This is a genomic window from Acinetobacter sp. YH12126, assembly GCF_013418745.1.
GTDB lineage: Bacteria > Pseudomonadota > Gammaproteobacteria > Pseudomonadales > Moraxellaceae > Acinetobacter > Acinetobacter amyesii.
Window position 1 is genome coordinate 1 of the sequence record NZ_VPBM01000028.1, and the last position, 15,353, is coordinate 15,353.

General features: G+C 37.2%; 17 protein-coding genes and 1 pseudogene. 10 read left to right on the top strand and 8 right to left on the bottom strand.

Annotated features, from left to right (window positions below):
• Window positions 1–115 precede the first annotated feature (115 nt).
• Window positions 116–337, top strand: a complete 222-nt coding sequence (locus FTU62_RS16070; protein WP_180103197.1) for a hypothetical protein — start codon at window positions 116–118, stop codon at window positions 335–337.
• 395 nt (window positions 338–732) lie between these two features.
• On the opposite strand, the gene FTU62_RS16075 is transcribed toward FTU62_RS16070, so the two are convergent.
• The 3 genes from FTU62_RS16075 to FTU62_RS16085 form a co-directional block, all read right to left on the bottom strand.
• Window positions 733–1,722: a hypothetical protein gene (locus FTU62_RS16075; protein WP_180103198.1), complete on the bottom strand. Its 990-nt coding sequence runs from the start codon at window positions 1,720–1,722 to the stop codon at window positions 733–735.
• A 157-nt stretch (window positions 1,723–1,879) separates the two neighbouring features.
• Window positions 1,880–2,617, bottom strand: coding sequence for a putative type VI secretion system effector (locus FTU62_RS16080; protein WP_257223248.1), 738 nt, complete (start codon window positions 2,615–2,617; stop codon window positions 1,880–1,882).
• Between the two features lie 17 nt (window positions 2,618–2,634).
• Entirely contained in the window at window positions 2,635–2,793 is a 159-nt protein-coding gene (locus FTU62_RS16085) for a hypothetical protein (protein WP_162689777.1), read from the bottom strand.
• 278 nt (window positions 2,794–3,071) lie between these two features.
• Here FTU62_RS16085 and FTU62_RS16090 point away from each other — a divergent pair.
• The 3 genes and pseudogenes from FTU62_RS16090 to FTU62_RS16100 all read left to right on the top strand — a co-directional run.
• Window positions 3,072–4,004: pseudogene (locus FTU62_RS16090) on the top strand (IS5 family transposase); the annotation flags it as partial.
• Window positions 4,005–4,689: 685 nt separating this feature from the next.
• A complete protein-coding gene (locus tag FTU62_RS16095; RefSeq protein ID WP_180103200.1) occupies window positions 4,690–5,259 on the top strand; it encodes a 1-acyl-sn-glycerol-3-phosphate acyltransferase in 570 nt (189 codons plus the stop codon).
• Window positions 5,260–5,559: 300 nt separating this feature from the next.
• Complete coding sequence (locus FTU62_RS16100; protein ID WP_180103201.1) at window positions 5,560–6,312, top strand: YebC/PmpR family DNA-binding transcriptional regulator; 753 nt, start codon at window positions 5,560–5,562, stop codon at window positions 6,310–6,312.
• A gap of 88 nt (window positions 6,313–6,400) precedes the next feature.
• Here FTU62_RS16100 and FTU62_RS16105 read toward each other — a convergent pair whose 3' ends face one another.
• The gene (locus FTU62_RS16105) at window positions 6,401–6,871 is read right to left on the bottom strand and encodes an Lrp/AsnC family transcriptional regulator (RefSeq protein WP_067763303.1); all 471 of its coding nucleotides are present in this window, start codon (window positions 6,869–6,871) and stop codon (window positions 6,401–6,403) included.
• A 482-nt stretch (window positions 6,872–7,353) separates the two neighbouring features.
• On the opposite strand from FTU62_RS16105, the gene FTU62_RS16110 reads away from it, so the two are divergent.
• On the top strand, window positions 7,354–8,682 hold the full coding sequence (locus FTU62_RS16110) for a hypothetical protein (protein WP_180103202.1): 1,329 nt from the start codon (window positions 7,354–7,356) through the stop codon (window positions 8,680–8,682).
• A gap of 81 nt (window positions 8,683–8,763) precedes the next feature.
• Here FTU62_RS16110 and FTU62_RS16115 read toward each other — a convergent pair whose 3' ends face one another.
• Complete coding sequence (locus tag FTU62_RS16115; RefSeq protein ID WP_180103203.1) at window positions 8,764–9,528, bottom strand: glutathione S-transferase family protein; 765 nt, start codon at window positions 9,526–9,528, stop codon at window positions 8,764–8,766.
• Window positions 9,529–9,797: 269 nt separating this feature from the next.
• On the opposite strand from FTU62_RS16115, the gene ychF reads away from it, so the two are divergent.
• Both ychF and FTU62_RS16125 read left to right on the top strand, forming a co-directional pair.
• The gene (gene ychF, locus FTU62_RS16120; RefSeq protein ID WP_180103204.1) at window positions 9,798–10,889 is read left to right on the top strand and encodes a redox-regulated ATPase YchF; all 1,092 of its coding nucleotides are present in this window, start codon (window positions 9,798–9,800) and stop codon (window positions 10,887–10,889) included.
• Window positions 10,890–11,162: 273 nt separating this feature from the next.
• Entirely contained in the window at window positions 11,163–11,555 is a 393-nt protein-coding gene (locus FTU62_RS16125) for a hypothetical protein (RefSeq protein ID WP_180023570.1), read from the top strand.
• Window positions 11,556–11,620: 65 nt separating this feature from the next.
• Here FTU62_RS16125 and FTU62_RS16130 read toward each other — a convergent pair whose 3' ends face one another.
• Window positions 11,621–12,160, bottom strand: a complete 540-nt coding sequence (locus FTU62_RS16130) for a DUF962 domain-containing protein (RefSeq protein WP_180023942.1) — start codon at window positions 12,158–12,160, stop codon at window positions 11,621–11,623.
• Window positions 12,161–12,260: 100 nt separating this feature from the next.
• On the opposite strand from FTU62_RS16130, the gene FTU62_RS16135 reads away from it, so the two are divergent.
• Entirely contained in the window at window positions 12,261–12,968 is a 708-nt protein-coding gene (locus tag FTU62_RS16135) for a Crp/Fnr family transcriptional regulator (RefSeq protein WP_180023943.1), read from the top strand.
• Window positions 12,969–13,064: 96 nt separating this feature from the next.
• Here FTU62_RS16135 and FTU62_RS16140 read toward each other — a convergent pair whose 3' ends face one another.
• Window positions 13,065–13,223 (bottom strand): hypothetical protein, encoded by a 159-nt coding sequence (locus FTU62_RS16140; protein ID WP_180133541.1) that lies wholly within the window; start codon window positions 13,221–13,223, stop codon window positions 13,065–13,067.
• A 435-nt stretch (window positions 13,224–13,658) separates the two neighbouring features.
• A complete protein-coding gene (locus tag FTU62_RS16145) occupies window positions 13,659–14,138 on the bottom strand; it encodes a hypothetical protein (RefSeq protein WP_078194361.1) in 480 nt (159 codons plus the stop codon).
• Between the two features lie 103 nt (window positions 14,139–14,241).
• Between FTU62_RS16145 and FTU62_RS16150 the strand changes: the two genes are divergently transcribed.
• Window positions 14,242–14,994: an AzlC family ABC transporter permease gene (locus tag FTU62_RS16150; protein ID WP_078194362.1), complete on the top strand. Its 753-nt coding sequence runs from the start codon at window positions 14,242–14,244 to the stop codon at window positions 14,992–14,994.
• On the top strand, window positions 14,991–15,338 hold the full coding sequence (ygaH, locus tag FTU62_RS16155; RefSeq protein ID WP_078189050.1) for an L-valine transporter subunit YgaH: 348 nt from the start codon (window positions 14,991–14,993) through the stop codon (window positions 15,336–15,338). The genes FTU62_RS16150 and ygaH overlap by 4 nt, the downstream gene beginning before the upstream one ends.
• The last annotated feature ends 15 nt before the right edge of the window (window positions 15,339–15,353 follow it).

Below are 15,353 nucleotides of genomic sequence, written 5' to 3' on the forward strand. Positions count from 1 at the left end.
ATCGTTTGAAGGATAAAAAAAGAATTGGGATTCAGCCCCAGGTTGAAACTTAATACGAGATCAAAGGGGTCAATTTTACTTTGCCATTTGAAAGGTAAAAGGGGTCAATTTTAGAATGCCGTTGACAGAGTCACCTGTTAACAATCCACAAGGACCCAAACAAGGCACAGAAAAAGTCATGCACAGTTCTTTTACACAAGGTGGTGATAATGCTGGGGGCGGTGATGGCATGAATATCTACCGTCAAAAAGCCCCTCCTACAGCCATTCTAAAAGAACGTGATGAAACAGCGGATGTCAGCCAAAATATGTCTTTTCGCTGTATAAACCACACTTGATAAATTCCATTTTGGTTATTTAATTCTAGTGAAGTATCAATCATCTCAATGTTGCTTGCTAACAGCATATCTCTATCAAAAGGACCCGCTCCAATTCAGCTTTATTTTTTCGTGTTTCGGCTTTCCGTATCGGATCTTTATAAACCGAATAATGTTCATGCTAAAATTGAGTATAGTCAGACGTTTCTGAAAGCTTGATAAAACATCTATAGCCCGTTTGCAACAACGGTACAAAACTCTGCGGCTCACAGACATAATGCTTTATTTTTTCGCATCAAATTGAAATCAATAAATAATAAGCTAATACAATGCTTACGTGACTTAGATGTAGGCGTTAGGTGGTAGCCTTATTCAGCCTATTCCCTTAATTTATATTGAAAAATCGAAAGAGCTTTTTATTTATCCATCATTTTAAACATTGTAAATTCAAAATTATCTTTTGCACTGATTTCTTCTGGCCGCTGTAAATTCATTTTATTTTTTCTTATCACATCATCATGCCAAACGGGCAATGGTTTGATATGCAATAAAATTCTTCGCGCCAGAAAGTTACACACATCAAAGGGATAAGAAAACAATGCTGGAACCCAATTATTGTGATAAATGATCCGAAATGACTTCCAGGTCTCTTTCCAACTTTCTTTTGCACCTTGAACATTTTGACAATAAGTCAGTTGAGTAAAAGGATCAATGGTACCGTACATAGGGTGCGGTTTCGGATAAAGCTCTTCTGGTCCTTTCATCATAAAATGACAAATAAAAGTCCATAAACCTTGAGTACGGAATATTCCAATCATTGGAAAGCCAATCACAAAGGTATGTTTTAGGATGCCGTCTTCGATGATATGTGCCCGAAGCTCTCGTAATGGAATGCCAGACAACCCAAAACTACTGCCCATAATATAGACCACATCCGTCCATTTTTTTTCTATATATTCTTGATCATTGATATAGAAAAATACCTTGCCTGTTTTTCGGTTAAAAAGAATAGGTTTACAAATAGGCTGTTTATGATCATATTTAAAGTAAGGATTTAAAAATCCTATAAGTGGAAAAGCAAGAATTCCCAAAATTAAGAACATAAAAAAAATGGAAAATCCTAAATCACCCTCTCCTGTAGTAAAAATAAAATATATAAAATAAAAAGAGATTAAAAAGATAGGAAGAAGTAAAATTAAAATACTTACTCCTTTTCCCAACCTCGCATAAGATTGATCGATTAATTCAATATAATCATCATTCATTTTTAAGAATGACCAATTATGATTTTTTTTAGAATCATTATCTGTCGTCAGTAGAATATCTCCTTCTTCTAATTGAGAGAAAGGAACATCTTGTTTAAATACATCATAGCCAAAGACATGTTTTTTGATTTTACTTTTCATTTTAATGATATACCGACTTTAGTCCCAACATTTGTTGCTGAATAGTATCAAACCTTTTAATACTCTGATCCGTTGATAATAAACATTTACGAATCCATTTTTGGATATCATTATCTTGCTTGGGCAGAATATGTAATTAAAGATAAAATAGACTTTATCATTTCTTATCAGAATAATCCTCAGGATAAGGATCATCTTTAATAACTTTTCGATAATCATAAATAGATTCTAAAATTAATTTCTCTGATGTATCTTCATGTCGTGCAGTAAATAGATATATTTCTTGAGGATTTTTAAAGCCATACAAGTCAAAAATTTTTTCTGAGTTTTCACTGAGATATATTAATGAATTTGTAGAACTTTTTATAATGTACATAAAAATAAAATATAAGATAAAATACCCAAAAAACCAAATTGAGATATTTTCAACTGAATAATCTCCAGGTAAAATAATCCAAATAAAAATAGTAATCAAAACAGCTAAGGCGAACCAAATATAGCCTCCTTTCTTAACCGACGAATGAAACTTTTTCACAGATGACCCCATTCCAATCTGCATATGCAGTAAACCTGTTTTTGGACTAAGTACTGAACATAACTCGTATACATTGGGTTCAATTTGCTTAGCAATACAAATGACATATTCATTCTGTTGTAATAAAACACGATGAAATTGGCCAACGCATATCTTTCCATTAATTTTCATAACAAGAGTTTCGATATGCAAACGTGACTGAGAAGCCAAAAATACACTTTGTGTTCCCAAAGTAACATTGCCTGCTAAGGTTCCAAGAATTGCAGATGAAGCTATTAATGAGTCTCCCTTTCCACCTAGAGCATTTAATACACCCTGATAAACTTCTAACTCTCTAATATAGCCTTCTAATTTAATCATATCTTCTCTATACATACTTATAAGCTCACAACAGCCTTAGCAAACTCTTGATACTCTTCATCTTCATTTTTAAAAGGCGTCTCTTTACTATTTGCTTTCCTAAAAGGTGTTTTTTGACACCAATCTTCTAAAGCATCGTCAGACCCATTTTTTAGTTCTATTTGGCTTTGTTGCACAAAGATTTCATAACTATATGATTTTAAAGGTTTTGATTATTTTTGATCCAAAATTAAATTTATTTAAATCAGATACTTACATATTTATGCAACAAAGCCGTTCTATTTCAACAGCAACCAGACTTAATGTTATTACATTCAAACCAGCAATCACACGTACACTCATTAAAAAGCCATGACTGCATGTTGCGACAGTTTTATTGTCACATTTTTAAGTACAGCTGAACCCAGATGTGGCGCAACAGCACTAACAAGAAGACCAATCTGTCCAACGGTAAGTGCTAAACTTGATAAAAATCTACCTGACAACTAAATTGGTCCGCATATAACAAAGCTTTCATCAAGCGAAGAAATATTTCAATCTGGTTTGATCCTAAGACCCAATGGTATGCGTAACCACAAAGTTAGCACGGACGAAATCAAACTTATTCCGATACAGCGATTCAATGCTATTTTAATGATCAAATCTCTATTCCACCTTACTTTACGCATGGTCACAGGCTTTGCTAAAGCCTAATTAAACTCTGTGGCTGAGCAGCCCCGAATATCAGTGATATTTGTACTCTACCCTTTGTAGACGACTAAAGCATATGGATATTGTAATAAGCTATCAGAAAAGTCGTAGTGGGTTACACTTACTCATCGACTCTACGAGTTTAAAATTTTTAGGTAAAGGCGAATGGAAGCGTAAAAAGCATCAGCCTGAATAACGTCGGCAATGGCATAAACTGCATATTGGTATTGATGCTGAAACGCTTCAAAGACGTGCTGTTCAGCTTACGAAAAATAATGTCAGTGATTCACAAGTACTTAGTGATTTTCTGGAACAAATACCACTAGATGAGGGAATAGATTCTGTCTATACCAATGGGGCGTACGACACGAAGTGCTGCAGACAAGTGAATTTAGATCGTCAAGCACATGCAGTGATTCCACCTAAGAAAAATGCAAAACCATCGAAAGATAAAAAGCTAGCTCGCTAGAGCGAAATAAGTTACTTCAAACGGTTAAACATTTAGGCAGAACTCTATGGAAAACTGTCAGGCTATCACCGTCGCAGTTTGGTGGAAACCAAGATGCATTGCATCAAATAATTAGGAGATAAGCTGACGGCAAGATATTTTCAAAGTCAGGTTAATGAAATTTATGTGCGTGTGGCAGTTCTGAATAGGTTTACGGAATTAGGTAGACCTCACACCCAAGTTGTTACTAAATTTAAATGGATTGGGGATAACTCACCCTTTGAAGGTTTATGCATCAAAGCCTTTTACAACAAGGAATAGCCATTTCTGAAACCTGCTCAAGAATATCTAATATTGAAAATCTAAAAAATATCTATTGAGATACAAGCTCAAGACTCAATAACAAAACCACATTAATATCTTTTTACTATTAATTAAACATAATTATTATATAAAATATATGGTATTAATAAATCAACTATGGGCCTATAAATTTCGGCCAATATTAAGACTCAACCTGTTCAGGCTTTCTTAAGTCCAAATAAAACTCAATAATTGACCAAATAACAATCAAAGCAAACATAGCAACAGCGAATAACACAGCAGTTAAATAAATCATGCTTGAGTTCTCCGTTAGAAAACGAGTTAAGACCAACAGGTTAAAAGTTTTAACCTACGACAAAAGTCTAATAAGAATTTCTGACGGTGCCTAGCCATATTTAGCAAATTTTTAAGAGTATTTTTATCTATGATGATAGCTTTGCTATATAAAATTTAACCGATTTATTGCTAAAAAGTATAATTTTTCAATCCGCCCTTCTTATTCCGATTTGAAATATCTGCACAATTCATATCAAAGCTCACTTAAATCCTCTTGACTCATGATCCAAACAAGCAGAAATTACACCTTTTTAAAATCACCGTATCACCGACTATGTTGAAAAAGTTTATTGGCGAATCTGCATTTAAATTGGCAGGCTGGAAATACCACGTAGAACCTGATGTTTTAGAAAATAAACAAGTGATCGTCGGCTTTGAACACACCTCAATGATGGATGCTGTTCTTTCACTGGCCCTTTGCCAAATTTACGACATTAAAATTCACACGCTGATTAAAAAAGAACTCTTTAAAGGTCCATTTAAACCTGTTCTTGAAGCGATTGGCGGTATTCCTGTAGACCGTAAAGCCAATAAAGACATCGTGACTAAAATGGTTGAGCATTTTGAAGCTAGCGAAAAATTTAATTTAGTCATTGCTCCAGAAGCGACCCGTGCAGTACGTGGTGAAACACGAAAACCAATTCGTACAGGCTTTTGGTATATCGCTAAAGCAGCAGGTGTGCCGATTGTATTAATGTATGCCAACTCAAAAACCAAACAAGGTGGTATTTTCGGCAAGATTTACCCGACTGAGCTCGATCACGATTTAGCCTTAATCAAGCAGCTCTATAAAGATAAAGTAGGTTTAGACATCGTGATCCCTGAACCTAAAAATAAAGACTAAGCGCCATTCATGTTTTAACGAAATACGTATTTAAAGATATAAATGTCACGTGCTCCATGCATTGTGCATTTATATCTTCCTTTTATAAAAAGATCGAACTTACTCTTTCAGCCCGATTCTCATCATAAGAAAAATTACAGTACGAGTGTTTTGACATTTCTCATTATTTTCTCAAATTTGGATATTTTTTTTTCAACTACACATTTCCTGAAATCCAGTACTTTCACACAAAAAAGCCATTATGGTAGAATTTGCTCAATTTGATAGGCATAAGGCCAATCTACAAGGAGCATATTTCGCATGGCGGGTCATTCCAAGTGGGCTAATACTAAGCATCGTAAAGCAAAACAAGATGCAAGCCGCGCTAAAGTATTCACAAAATTTATCCGTGAAATCGTGACAGCTGCACGCTTAGGCGGCGGTGATGTAGCGTCTAACCCACGTTTACGTGCTGTTGTTGAAAAAGCATTAGTTGCAAACATGACACGTGACACCATCAACCGTGCGATCCAACGTGGTGTGGGTGGTGAAGAAAATACCGATCTAAAAGAAGTAACCTACGAAGGATATGGCGTTGGTGGTGTTGCGGTCATCATTGAAACAATGACGGATAACTTGAACCGTACTGTTCCTGACGTTCGTCATTGCTTCTCGAAAACTGATGGTAATTTAGGTACTGCAGGTTCAGTGGCTTATATGTTTACTAAACGTGGTGAGATTACTTTTGAAGATGTTTCTTTAGAAGATCAAATCATGGACATCGCTTTAGAAGCTGGTGCTGAAGATATTGAAGTAGATGAAGATGAAATTCTAGTTATCACCACACCTGAAAATTTCGGTGAAGTTCAGGATGCGCTTGCAGCAGCAGGTTTAAAATCTGATAACGCCGAAGTGGTCATGAACCCTTCAACTAAAGCGTTAATTTCAGATATCGAACAAGCGAAAAAAATCATCAAAATGATTGATATGTTTGAAGATCTAGACGACGTTCAAAACGTGTATACCAACGTTGAATTCACCGATGAAGTAATGGCTGAGTTAGAAGCTCTATAATTCAATCGACTGAAGTATAAAACGCACCCATCGGTGCGTTTTTTATTGTTAAACTTTCAACTGTTTCAATCTAGATTGAGAGCTGTATTTAAACCTTATTTAATAGGCCATTACAGTTAAAAACATTATATTGTTTAATTACAAAGCTTGAATGTAATGCAACCACATGTTCAATTTTACCAATACGTTTGAGTAAAATTTCACTATAGTTTTCCATATCTCGTGCAACGACTTCCACAATAAAATCTGCAGACTGCCCTGTCACTAAAAATGCATTGATGACTTCCGGAATACTTTCTAATTCTTCTAAAAATTTAGCAAAGGTATCTGTATCATGCTTACTCAAAGACACCTGCAGCAGTACATGCAAACTAAAGCCCAATTTTTGATAATTAATTTCACGTTTCAGACCACTGATAATATTGTGATCAATCAATTGTTTGATCCGACGATGAACTGAACTGACCGATAAATTCACCCGCTCTGACAGTTCATTTAAATTGACATCTTCATGGGTCAAAATTTCTAAAATTTGTTTATCAAAACGGTCTAGTTCCATCAGTCTACTCCAGCCATTTTTGAAAACAGTGCTGATGATCCAGATTCATCAAACACCTGTTGTCATTTTCAATGTTATTTTAAGTTTTAAAATCAGCATTTATGTGCAAGTTTTCTCATGTATAGCATGATTTATTAAAAATAATAAAGCTCATATGCATTATGAACATAATAATTTGCATATATATCGTGTTTAAATGAATGTTTTTTCATCAAAGTTTAGTTTTTATATTCTAAATAACGTCTTTAGACAAGCTACCAATAAAGCTTCTCAATGCATTCCATTGATCTGAATAAATCAATTTCAGATAAAAGGGAAAGATATTTTATTTATATTTTTCAATTTTTTATTTTTACTTTATTTTTCAATGTGCGCTCTATGTCACATTTCTTTTTTTTCACTTATTTACTTGGTTTGGTAATTACATTAAAAAATAGCGGCGGTTCATAAATATACAAAAAAACAAAAACGGAAGAATAAACATGGCAATTAAATCACTGAGTTCACTCAGCTCAAAATTAAGTTCTGTACTAAGTCCTTCCCTACAGCTCAGTACAATTAGCAGCACGGTCAGTAACCTACTTAGCCCGCTTAAACCTACAACCAATATCACGGATACGCTGACAGGATTATTGGGTAATTTAGGTGGCACAAAATCTTTTGATTTTAGCCCACTGACTAAATCGCTTCCGCAAGTGATTAGCACGATTCAAAGTCTTACATCCAATAACGGTTCAAATTCGGATGCACTCAAGACTTTGATGACAACACTGCAACCGCTCCTACAAAATTTAGGTGGCAACGCTGGCTCAACAGAGATGAATCAGTTGGTTCAATCCTTACCTACCATTGTCAACAGCTTGCAAAGTTTACTGAGTAGCACCAATAATCAAGGTAATCTTCCTGACAATATTAGCAGTGCTGTAAATGCCATCAAACCATTGCTTGCTATGCTTGGAAGCGCAACTGGGTCAACGGATTCAACGCAAATTATCAATACACTCAGCCAAGTTTTAGAATATGCGCAACCCATTATTCAGATGATTGGGAGCTCGTCTTCTGGAAACATCGACTTTGGGCAAATTGCACAAGGTGCAACGACTGCCCTCCTACCTTTATTAGCTTCAATCAATAAAGACAACTCAACTATTGATATGGAACAGTTGAGTCATGCTTTACCGACAGTGATTGGAAGTGTGACCAATCTAGTGACCGCCATTTCATCAGCCAACCAAGGGAATGTCCCTGAGACCATTTCAGGGGTGATCAAAGGACTTAATCCGCTTTTAGATTTACTGGCAAAAAGCGATGTCATCGATACGGATCAGGCTCAAACCGTCAAAGCGATTTATGATGTATTAAATAGCGTGAGCACCATTTTGGATGTGGTCAACAATCCATCCTTACTGACGCTTTCAACTAATTTAAATCAAGTGATTGACTCGTTGAAACCAGTCATTGCTCTGATGGACAGTAATGGTGAAGCGACTCAGTTCCTCGATCAACTGACCATTCCAGATCTTGGCGATTTACTTGGCAATCTTGCTCCTGAAAAAATTGATCTTGGTTCTATCACGGATCAGTTCAACCAATTGACTGAAAACCTCACGGGCCAATTACCGAATATTAATGACCTATTGGAAAATTTAGGTTCTGCTCAAGGTGATTTTGATATCTCCACCATCATCCCAAGTATTAAGGATGCGCTAGGCAATATCTTCTACCCTGTTATGCCGCTGAATACTTTACAAGCCGATAGTATCAGTCCAGTGCTGAATATTTTGGATATTCAACAACAAAGCTATATTTAAGGATTGAATGTCTGATGAAAAAGCGCGCTGTTAGGCGCGCTTTTTTAAAGCAGTATGACGCAAAGTTTTCATATAAAGAGCTTATACACCACGCCAATCTACCCGTGCGTTACGTTCTGTTTGGTATATACGTTGCACATATTGACCTAAAGGCAAATCGCTCAAATAGGCTTTGTAAGCTTTAAACTCTTCTGACAAGGTTTCGCCATGCTCTTTTTCCCACGGCGTTCCAACAATCTCTAATATCGGCGCCAACATTGAACACACTGCAATATCAGCCAAACCTAATCGGTCGCCTACAAAATAACGCCCACCTTGTTCGATCAGACGTTGATTTAAATCAACCACAATTTCGTCCAATCGCTCACGTGAAGCCGCAACCTTATCCGTATCTAATTGATAACCTTTAGAAACCAGTGCCTTTATAATGGGCTTGGAATATTTTTCAAACTGACGTAAATAGCCCTTTTCACCAATTAAAATATCAAGTGATTCTTCACTTTCATTTAATACATGTGCCAACCCCCAACGGCGCACATGTTGGCCTAACTCAATGGAGAGTTCATTAATCTCTAAAGCGTCTTCACGCAGTTTGACATCTGGACGGATCAGACTATGTTCGGGGTAGGTCGCATCCAAGTAAAAGGCGATTTGAGTTGAATCTGCAACCCAATGATCTTGATCACGTAAAATCGGTAATTTGTTTTGCCTTGTTTTAAGCTGTGCAAATGCACGATGTACACCCGGCATTAAATTATGAGCCACATAATCCAACTCTTTGTGATCGAGTAACCAGCGCGCCTTTTCACAAAAATGTGAGAGTGGAAACTGGTAGAGAGTTCGCATAAATGCTCCAAGTTTTTGTTGTAACTGTGGTTTATAAAACCCAGTAATTTTATAGGGATACTTTAGTCACTGTGTTATTGAAACACAATGTCATTTTTGCACCTATTCTGCATCCGTAGTGCAACTTAAGCTTTATTCAGACGTGAATTCATCTCGATCTCAGCGCGATTCAATAAGATATACATTCTCCTTCCCATATCACCTGACTTTATTATGGCTTTCATGTAAAATCATCCACAATTTTTTTATAATACTTTGTGAGTTATTTCATGGGTTTTAACTGTGGTATTGTCGGCCTGCCGAACGTTGGTAAATCAACGCTTTTCAACGCATTAACCAAAGCTGCGATTGCTGCTGAAAACTTCCCATTCTGTACAATTGAGCCAAATACTGGGATCGTACCTGTACCTGACCCACGTATGGATAAACTTGCTGAAATTGTAAACCCACAACGTGTTGTCCCAACCACGATGGAATTTGTGGATATCGCAGGTCTCGTTGCTGGTGCATCTAAAGGTGAAGGCCTTGGTAACCAATTCTTAGCCAACATTCGTGAAACGGATGCTATTGCACATGTTGTACGTTGTTTTGAAGACGAGAATGTCATTCACGTAAATGGCAAAATTGACCCACTTGACGATATCGCAACAATCAACACTGAACTTGCACTTGCTGACTTAGAAGCTGTTTCTAAAGCAATTACACGTCTAGCAAAATCTGCAAAAGGTGGCGATAAAGAAGCGATTGCGACCAAAGCTGTTTTAGACAAAATCTTACCTTTACTGGATGAAGGTAAACCTGCGCGTGCAGCTGACCTTGATGAAGATGAACGTAAATTGGTGCGTGGTTATGGCTTCTTAACCCTTAAACCAACCATGTATATTGCCAACGTTGCAGAAGATGGTTTCGAAAATAACCCTCACTTAGAAGCAGTACAAAAATTAGCTGCTGAAGAAAATGCGATTGTGGTTCCACTTTGCAACCAAATCGAAGCAGAAATTTCATTACTTGAAGACGAAGACCGTGTGGAATTCCTTGAAGCTTTAGGCATGGAAGAACCTGGTCTAAACGTAGTTATTCGTGCAGGTTATGGCTTACTCGGCCTTCAAACATACTTCACAGCGGGTGTACAAGAAGTTCGTGCTTGGACAGTAAAAATTGGTGCAACTGCACCTCAAGCTGCTGGTGTGATTCACACTGACTTCGAAAAAGGCTTTATTCGTGCTGAATGTGTTGCCTACAACGACTTCGTTCAATACAACGGTGAAGCTGGCGCTAAAGAAGCAGGTAAATGGCGTTTAGAAGGTAAAACATACATCGTTCAAGATGGCGATGTTTTACACTTCCGTTTTAACGTATAAGACAGTACTCATAAGAAGCCAGCAATTTGCTGGCTTTTTTAATTTCAGGCAAAAGCTCAAGCCAAAAAATAAGCATATTTAAAAACTTAAAACCTACTTAAAAACAAAATTATATCGACACGAATACATGATTTGGTTGCTGAGTCACCACAGTGCAACGACTTAAATCTCTACCGTTCTGCTATAAATTTACTCATAGGCACTAATGCCTATTTTCATAGAACAATAGCAATGAAAAAAATCAGCAAAATTCTAACAGCAGGTATCTTTACAATGCTTAGTGTAACTGCGTTTGCATGTCCACAAGGCACCACACTTACAGGTGGCACAGGTGCAAACCATAAAGGTGGTACTTGTGTTTCCATTGCTAAAGATGCAAAACATCAGGACCGTACTGCTACACATGCAGCACAAGTTGCACAGCATGATGCAAAAGTCGCTCGACACGATACAAAACAAGCCAGCCAATTGGCTCAGAGTAAAGTGAAACATAATCAAAAATTAGCAAAACATGATGCAGCTCAAGCACAGCATCTTGCAACACAAGCAAAATCAGAAGCTAAAACTTCAGCCCATGCTGCCAAAGCTGCAAATACTGACGCAAAAGCAAAAATCGCTGCACAAAAGGTGGCAGCGGAACAACATAAAGTTGCTGTGAAATCCTAAACAGTTGAGAATTAACACATCGTAAAAAAAAAGCCGGAATTATCCGGCTTTTTTATTCAAATCATTTATGGGTGAGCAATATGTAATGCTTTTGCATCCATCTCTGCACGCTGTCTTCTTGCTTCTGTCAACATGCGTTGTTCAAGCTCTTTACGAAAGCCGAGTAGAAACACAAACTCTGCTAGGACAAATAAAGGCCCTATTGCCAAGCCAATAACATCATCCATAAACGCAGGCTTTTTCTTTTCATAATAATGACCGATAAATTGGATGATCCAACCCACAACAAAGATCCCCACACTCCAGATCAACCATGACATAAGGCTCATTTTTGCGATCATTAAGGCTAAGGGATATGTGACGGCAAACACCAAAAGCATGATCAAACCGAAAATTTTATCTAAACTCAGGTAATAAATGACACTGGCAATAATCAACAACAATGCAAGAGTCAGTTCAAAACCCGAAATCATTAGCCCTGCTCGTGCGGTTAGACACATAATTGAAAACACAATAAGCGGAATACCCACAAAATGCGTCAGCACATTTTTTCGATTTAAATGATATGCTGCATATTGGCTCAGCAGTCTTTCAAGTTTGCTCATTAACTTACTCCTTGTTCATTCACTCATTTCACTATATAAAAAATGCATCAATAAAGTTGTCATCTAATAGACAAGTTGGACCATAAAATAAGGATATGCTGTGCTGGACGCTCAATATGTGCATCAACTCAATAAAAATGTGTGGTATTCAGGCTTAAATATTTCCTTCCAAGACTTTATCTGCCGCCATGCCCTGACCTTAACTTTCGAAAAAGACGCACGTGTTTTTTTATCAGGACAGCGTTTTAATGGTATGTATGCAGTCTTAGAAGGCGCAGTTCGCTTAGGCTATATTGATATTCATGGCAAAGAAGCGATTGCCGCCATTGCTGAGCCGATTATGTGGTTTGGCGAAATATCCTTGGTTGACCAATTACCACGCTCTCACGATGCCATCTGTACCAAAAAGTCCACCTTATTACACTTGCCGGCTCAAGCAATTCAGCAATTATTACAACAACACCCTGAGTTTTGGTTTCATATTGCCCAGCTCACCAGTCAAAAGCTTCGCTATGCCTTTATGGAACTCATTGCCTTACAAACGCAAAGTTTAAGTCAACGTCTCGCACAGCGTCTGCTGTTTATTTTAAATGGATATGGGAATCATTTGGAAATTGAACAACACACCATATACATCTCGCAGGAACAACTCGCGCAACTGATGAATTGCTCAAGACAATCAGTCAATCAGGAGCTTCAGCAGTTGGAAAAAATGCAGGTGCTTCGTGTTGCGTTTAAACAAATTGAAATTTTAGATCTAGCGCAGTTACATCAGATTGCTCATGCACTTCCTGTGCATGATGTCTGACATTTGTGATTTAAATAAGTGCATTTAATTGCACCAGAATGATTCTTTATAGTTATTTTGCTTTTATTTGTGGCACTTCGCTTTATCGAGTTTTGATCACGACAATAATTGGCAAACATTTACACTGTCAAAACCATTTGTACATGCTGCAACTTCTTGAGTTGATGCTTCTGATTTATCTTCAGTCGCTGCTTGTACATTGACTGCTGTAGTCAAAACAGCCAAAACCGATAACATCATTAATGTTTTTTTCATCTTAATCACCTTTTCAACGTCTTTAATTTAATTTACATACTTCATCTTTTACGCAGTTATTTTTACACATTTTATCAAATAATGATAATTTTAATTTTTTATCACATTATCTATGCTTTGTATTATTAATATTTTAAAGATATTAATTAAAGAAAAAGACAGACGACTAGCGTTCTAAAATGGAGTATTTTTTATCAATGAATCTTTATAAAAAATAATTATATACTTAATAATCAATGCTTTTTGTCTATTTAACTTCAGAAAACAACCATGCAATTTGGAATTTAGCTCAATACTACGGCAGCGCACTGATTTAATTTTTTATATGAAATAGCAATGTTTTTAGGAGGATTTTCCAATCCTCTATTATAGATTTATTCTTGTTTTTTGATATTTTCCAAAAAAAAGCAGTGAAAATTCACTGCTTTGATCGGGTTAAATGCCTACTTTTTTCGGATCGGTATTTCCGAGTTCAGGGTTTTCAATCGCACCTTTGCATTGATTTTTATCACGCTCATAATCTGCTTGCTTTTGTGCAACAGTCGAACTCTGATCAATACTTTCACGTGCCCAAATTTCCAGACTTGTTAAAGCTTTACGACACAGTGCATATTTACCTTCAGTCACAGAATCGGTCATTTTGACATTGATACGCCATTCGGTACTCAATTTACGTGCTGGAACACGGACTTTCTCTTCCATCTGATCGACTTGCTTTGCATAAACAATCGGATCGGCTTCATTGATAAACGCCCAAGCTTTGGCAGCATACTCCGTTGCATCATTGGTTAATTTGGGTGCTGCTTTAATTTCGACTTGAGCTTGTTCAGCTCCATCATTACCACAGGCCTGCAACAACACCGTGCTGCTCAATAATGAAACAATCAGTATCCCACGCATCTTTAACCTCTGCATATCCAGCTCATTTCAGCAAACATATTCGGCAATATGCTAGTGAATTCGCGTACAATACTCAATCATCATTTGACCTGTTGTTCAACTCTTTCAAAGGTGTGTCGTGTCTGAGCACAAACTTCCTACAGTTCAGCCTGCGGGTTTTTGGCAAGGTGCTAAAGATAGTCAAGCCATTATCTTTACCTATCTTCCTGTTTCTTTTGCATTTGGGGTTTCTGCGACTCAATTTGGTTTCACTGCGTGGGAAGCCTTATTTTTATCATGCTCTATGTATGCCGGTGCCAGTCAGTTTCTCGTCGTTGCGTTACTGGGAAGTGGAACATCCATTTGGATGACTGCACTCACTGTGATTGCTCTCGATATACGCCATTTGCTCTACGGTCCTGCTTTACAAAACCTGATTCAAGACCGACTCAATTTAAAGAAAACGGCAGTTTGGGCTTGGGGTTTAACCGACGAAGTTTTTGCATCAGGTATGATCAAACTGTCGCAACGTCGTCAAGAATGGTCAGAATCTTGGATGTTAGGACTCAGCTTATTTAGTTGGCTGTCTTGGGCAACAGGCTCATTTTTAGGCGGTTTATTTGCCGATCAAGTCAGCAACCTTCCACAATTTTTACAAGCCGCACTCGACTTCCTACTGCCTGCATTGTTTTTAAGCTTTTTACTCGCAGCATTTGAGAAAAAACATACATTTGTGGTCACGGTTACAATTATTGTTTCTGCGATTGCTTGTTACTTTATCGACTTGTCTGCTGCGATTTTTATCGGTATTTCTTCTGGTATTTTTGCCGGTTTATTCAAACATTATGTCTTAAAGAAACCTGATCCTGAACATATGGGTGAAGCATCATGAATCTAGAAATTATCTTGGTTGGGATCTTGGTCGGGATTGCAAATTTTGCATCACGGTTTGGGCCATTTTTTGTAATTCAGAAATTTCAGCAAGGTTCACAGCAGCGTGGTTCTTTATGGCTCAAAATCGCTTTGGGCTCGATTGGCATTGCCGCAATTAGTTCAATGTTGGTGGTTGCAACCTTACCACCTCTGCTTGAGACACCAAATAAAAGCTTTGCCATGTTGGTTGGTTTTGCTGTGCTTGCAGGCTTGTATTTCAAGTTTAAAAAAATTGTCCCTGCTACACTGACTGCGGCACTGACTTACGGCTTAGTCTATACCTATATACCTTTTCACCTCTAAAGCTAAGTCAGCGAC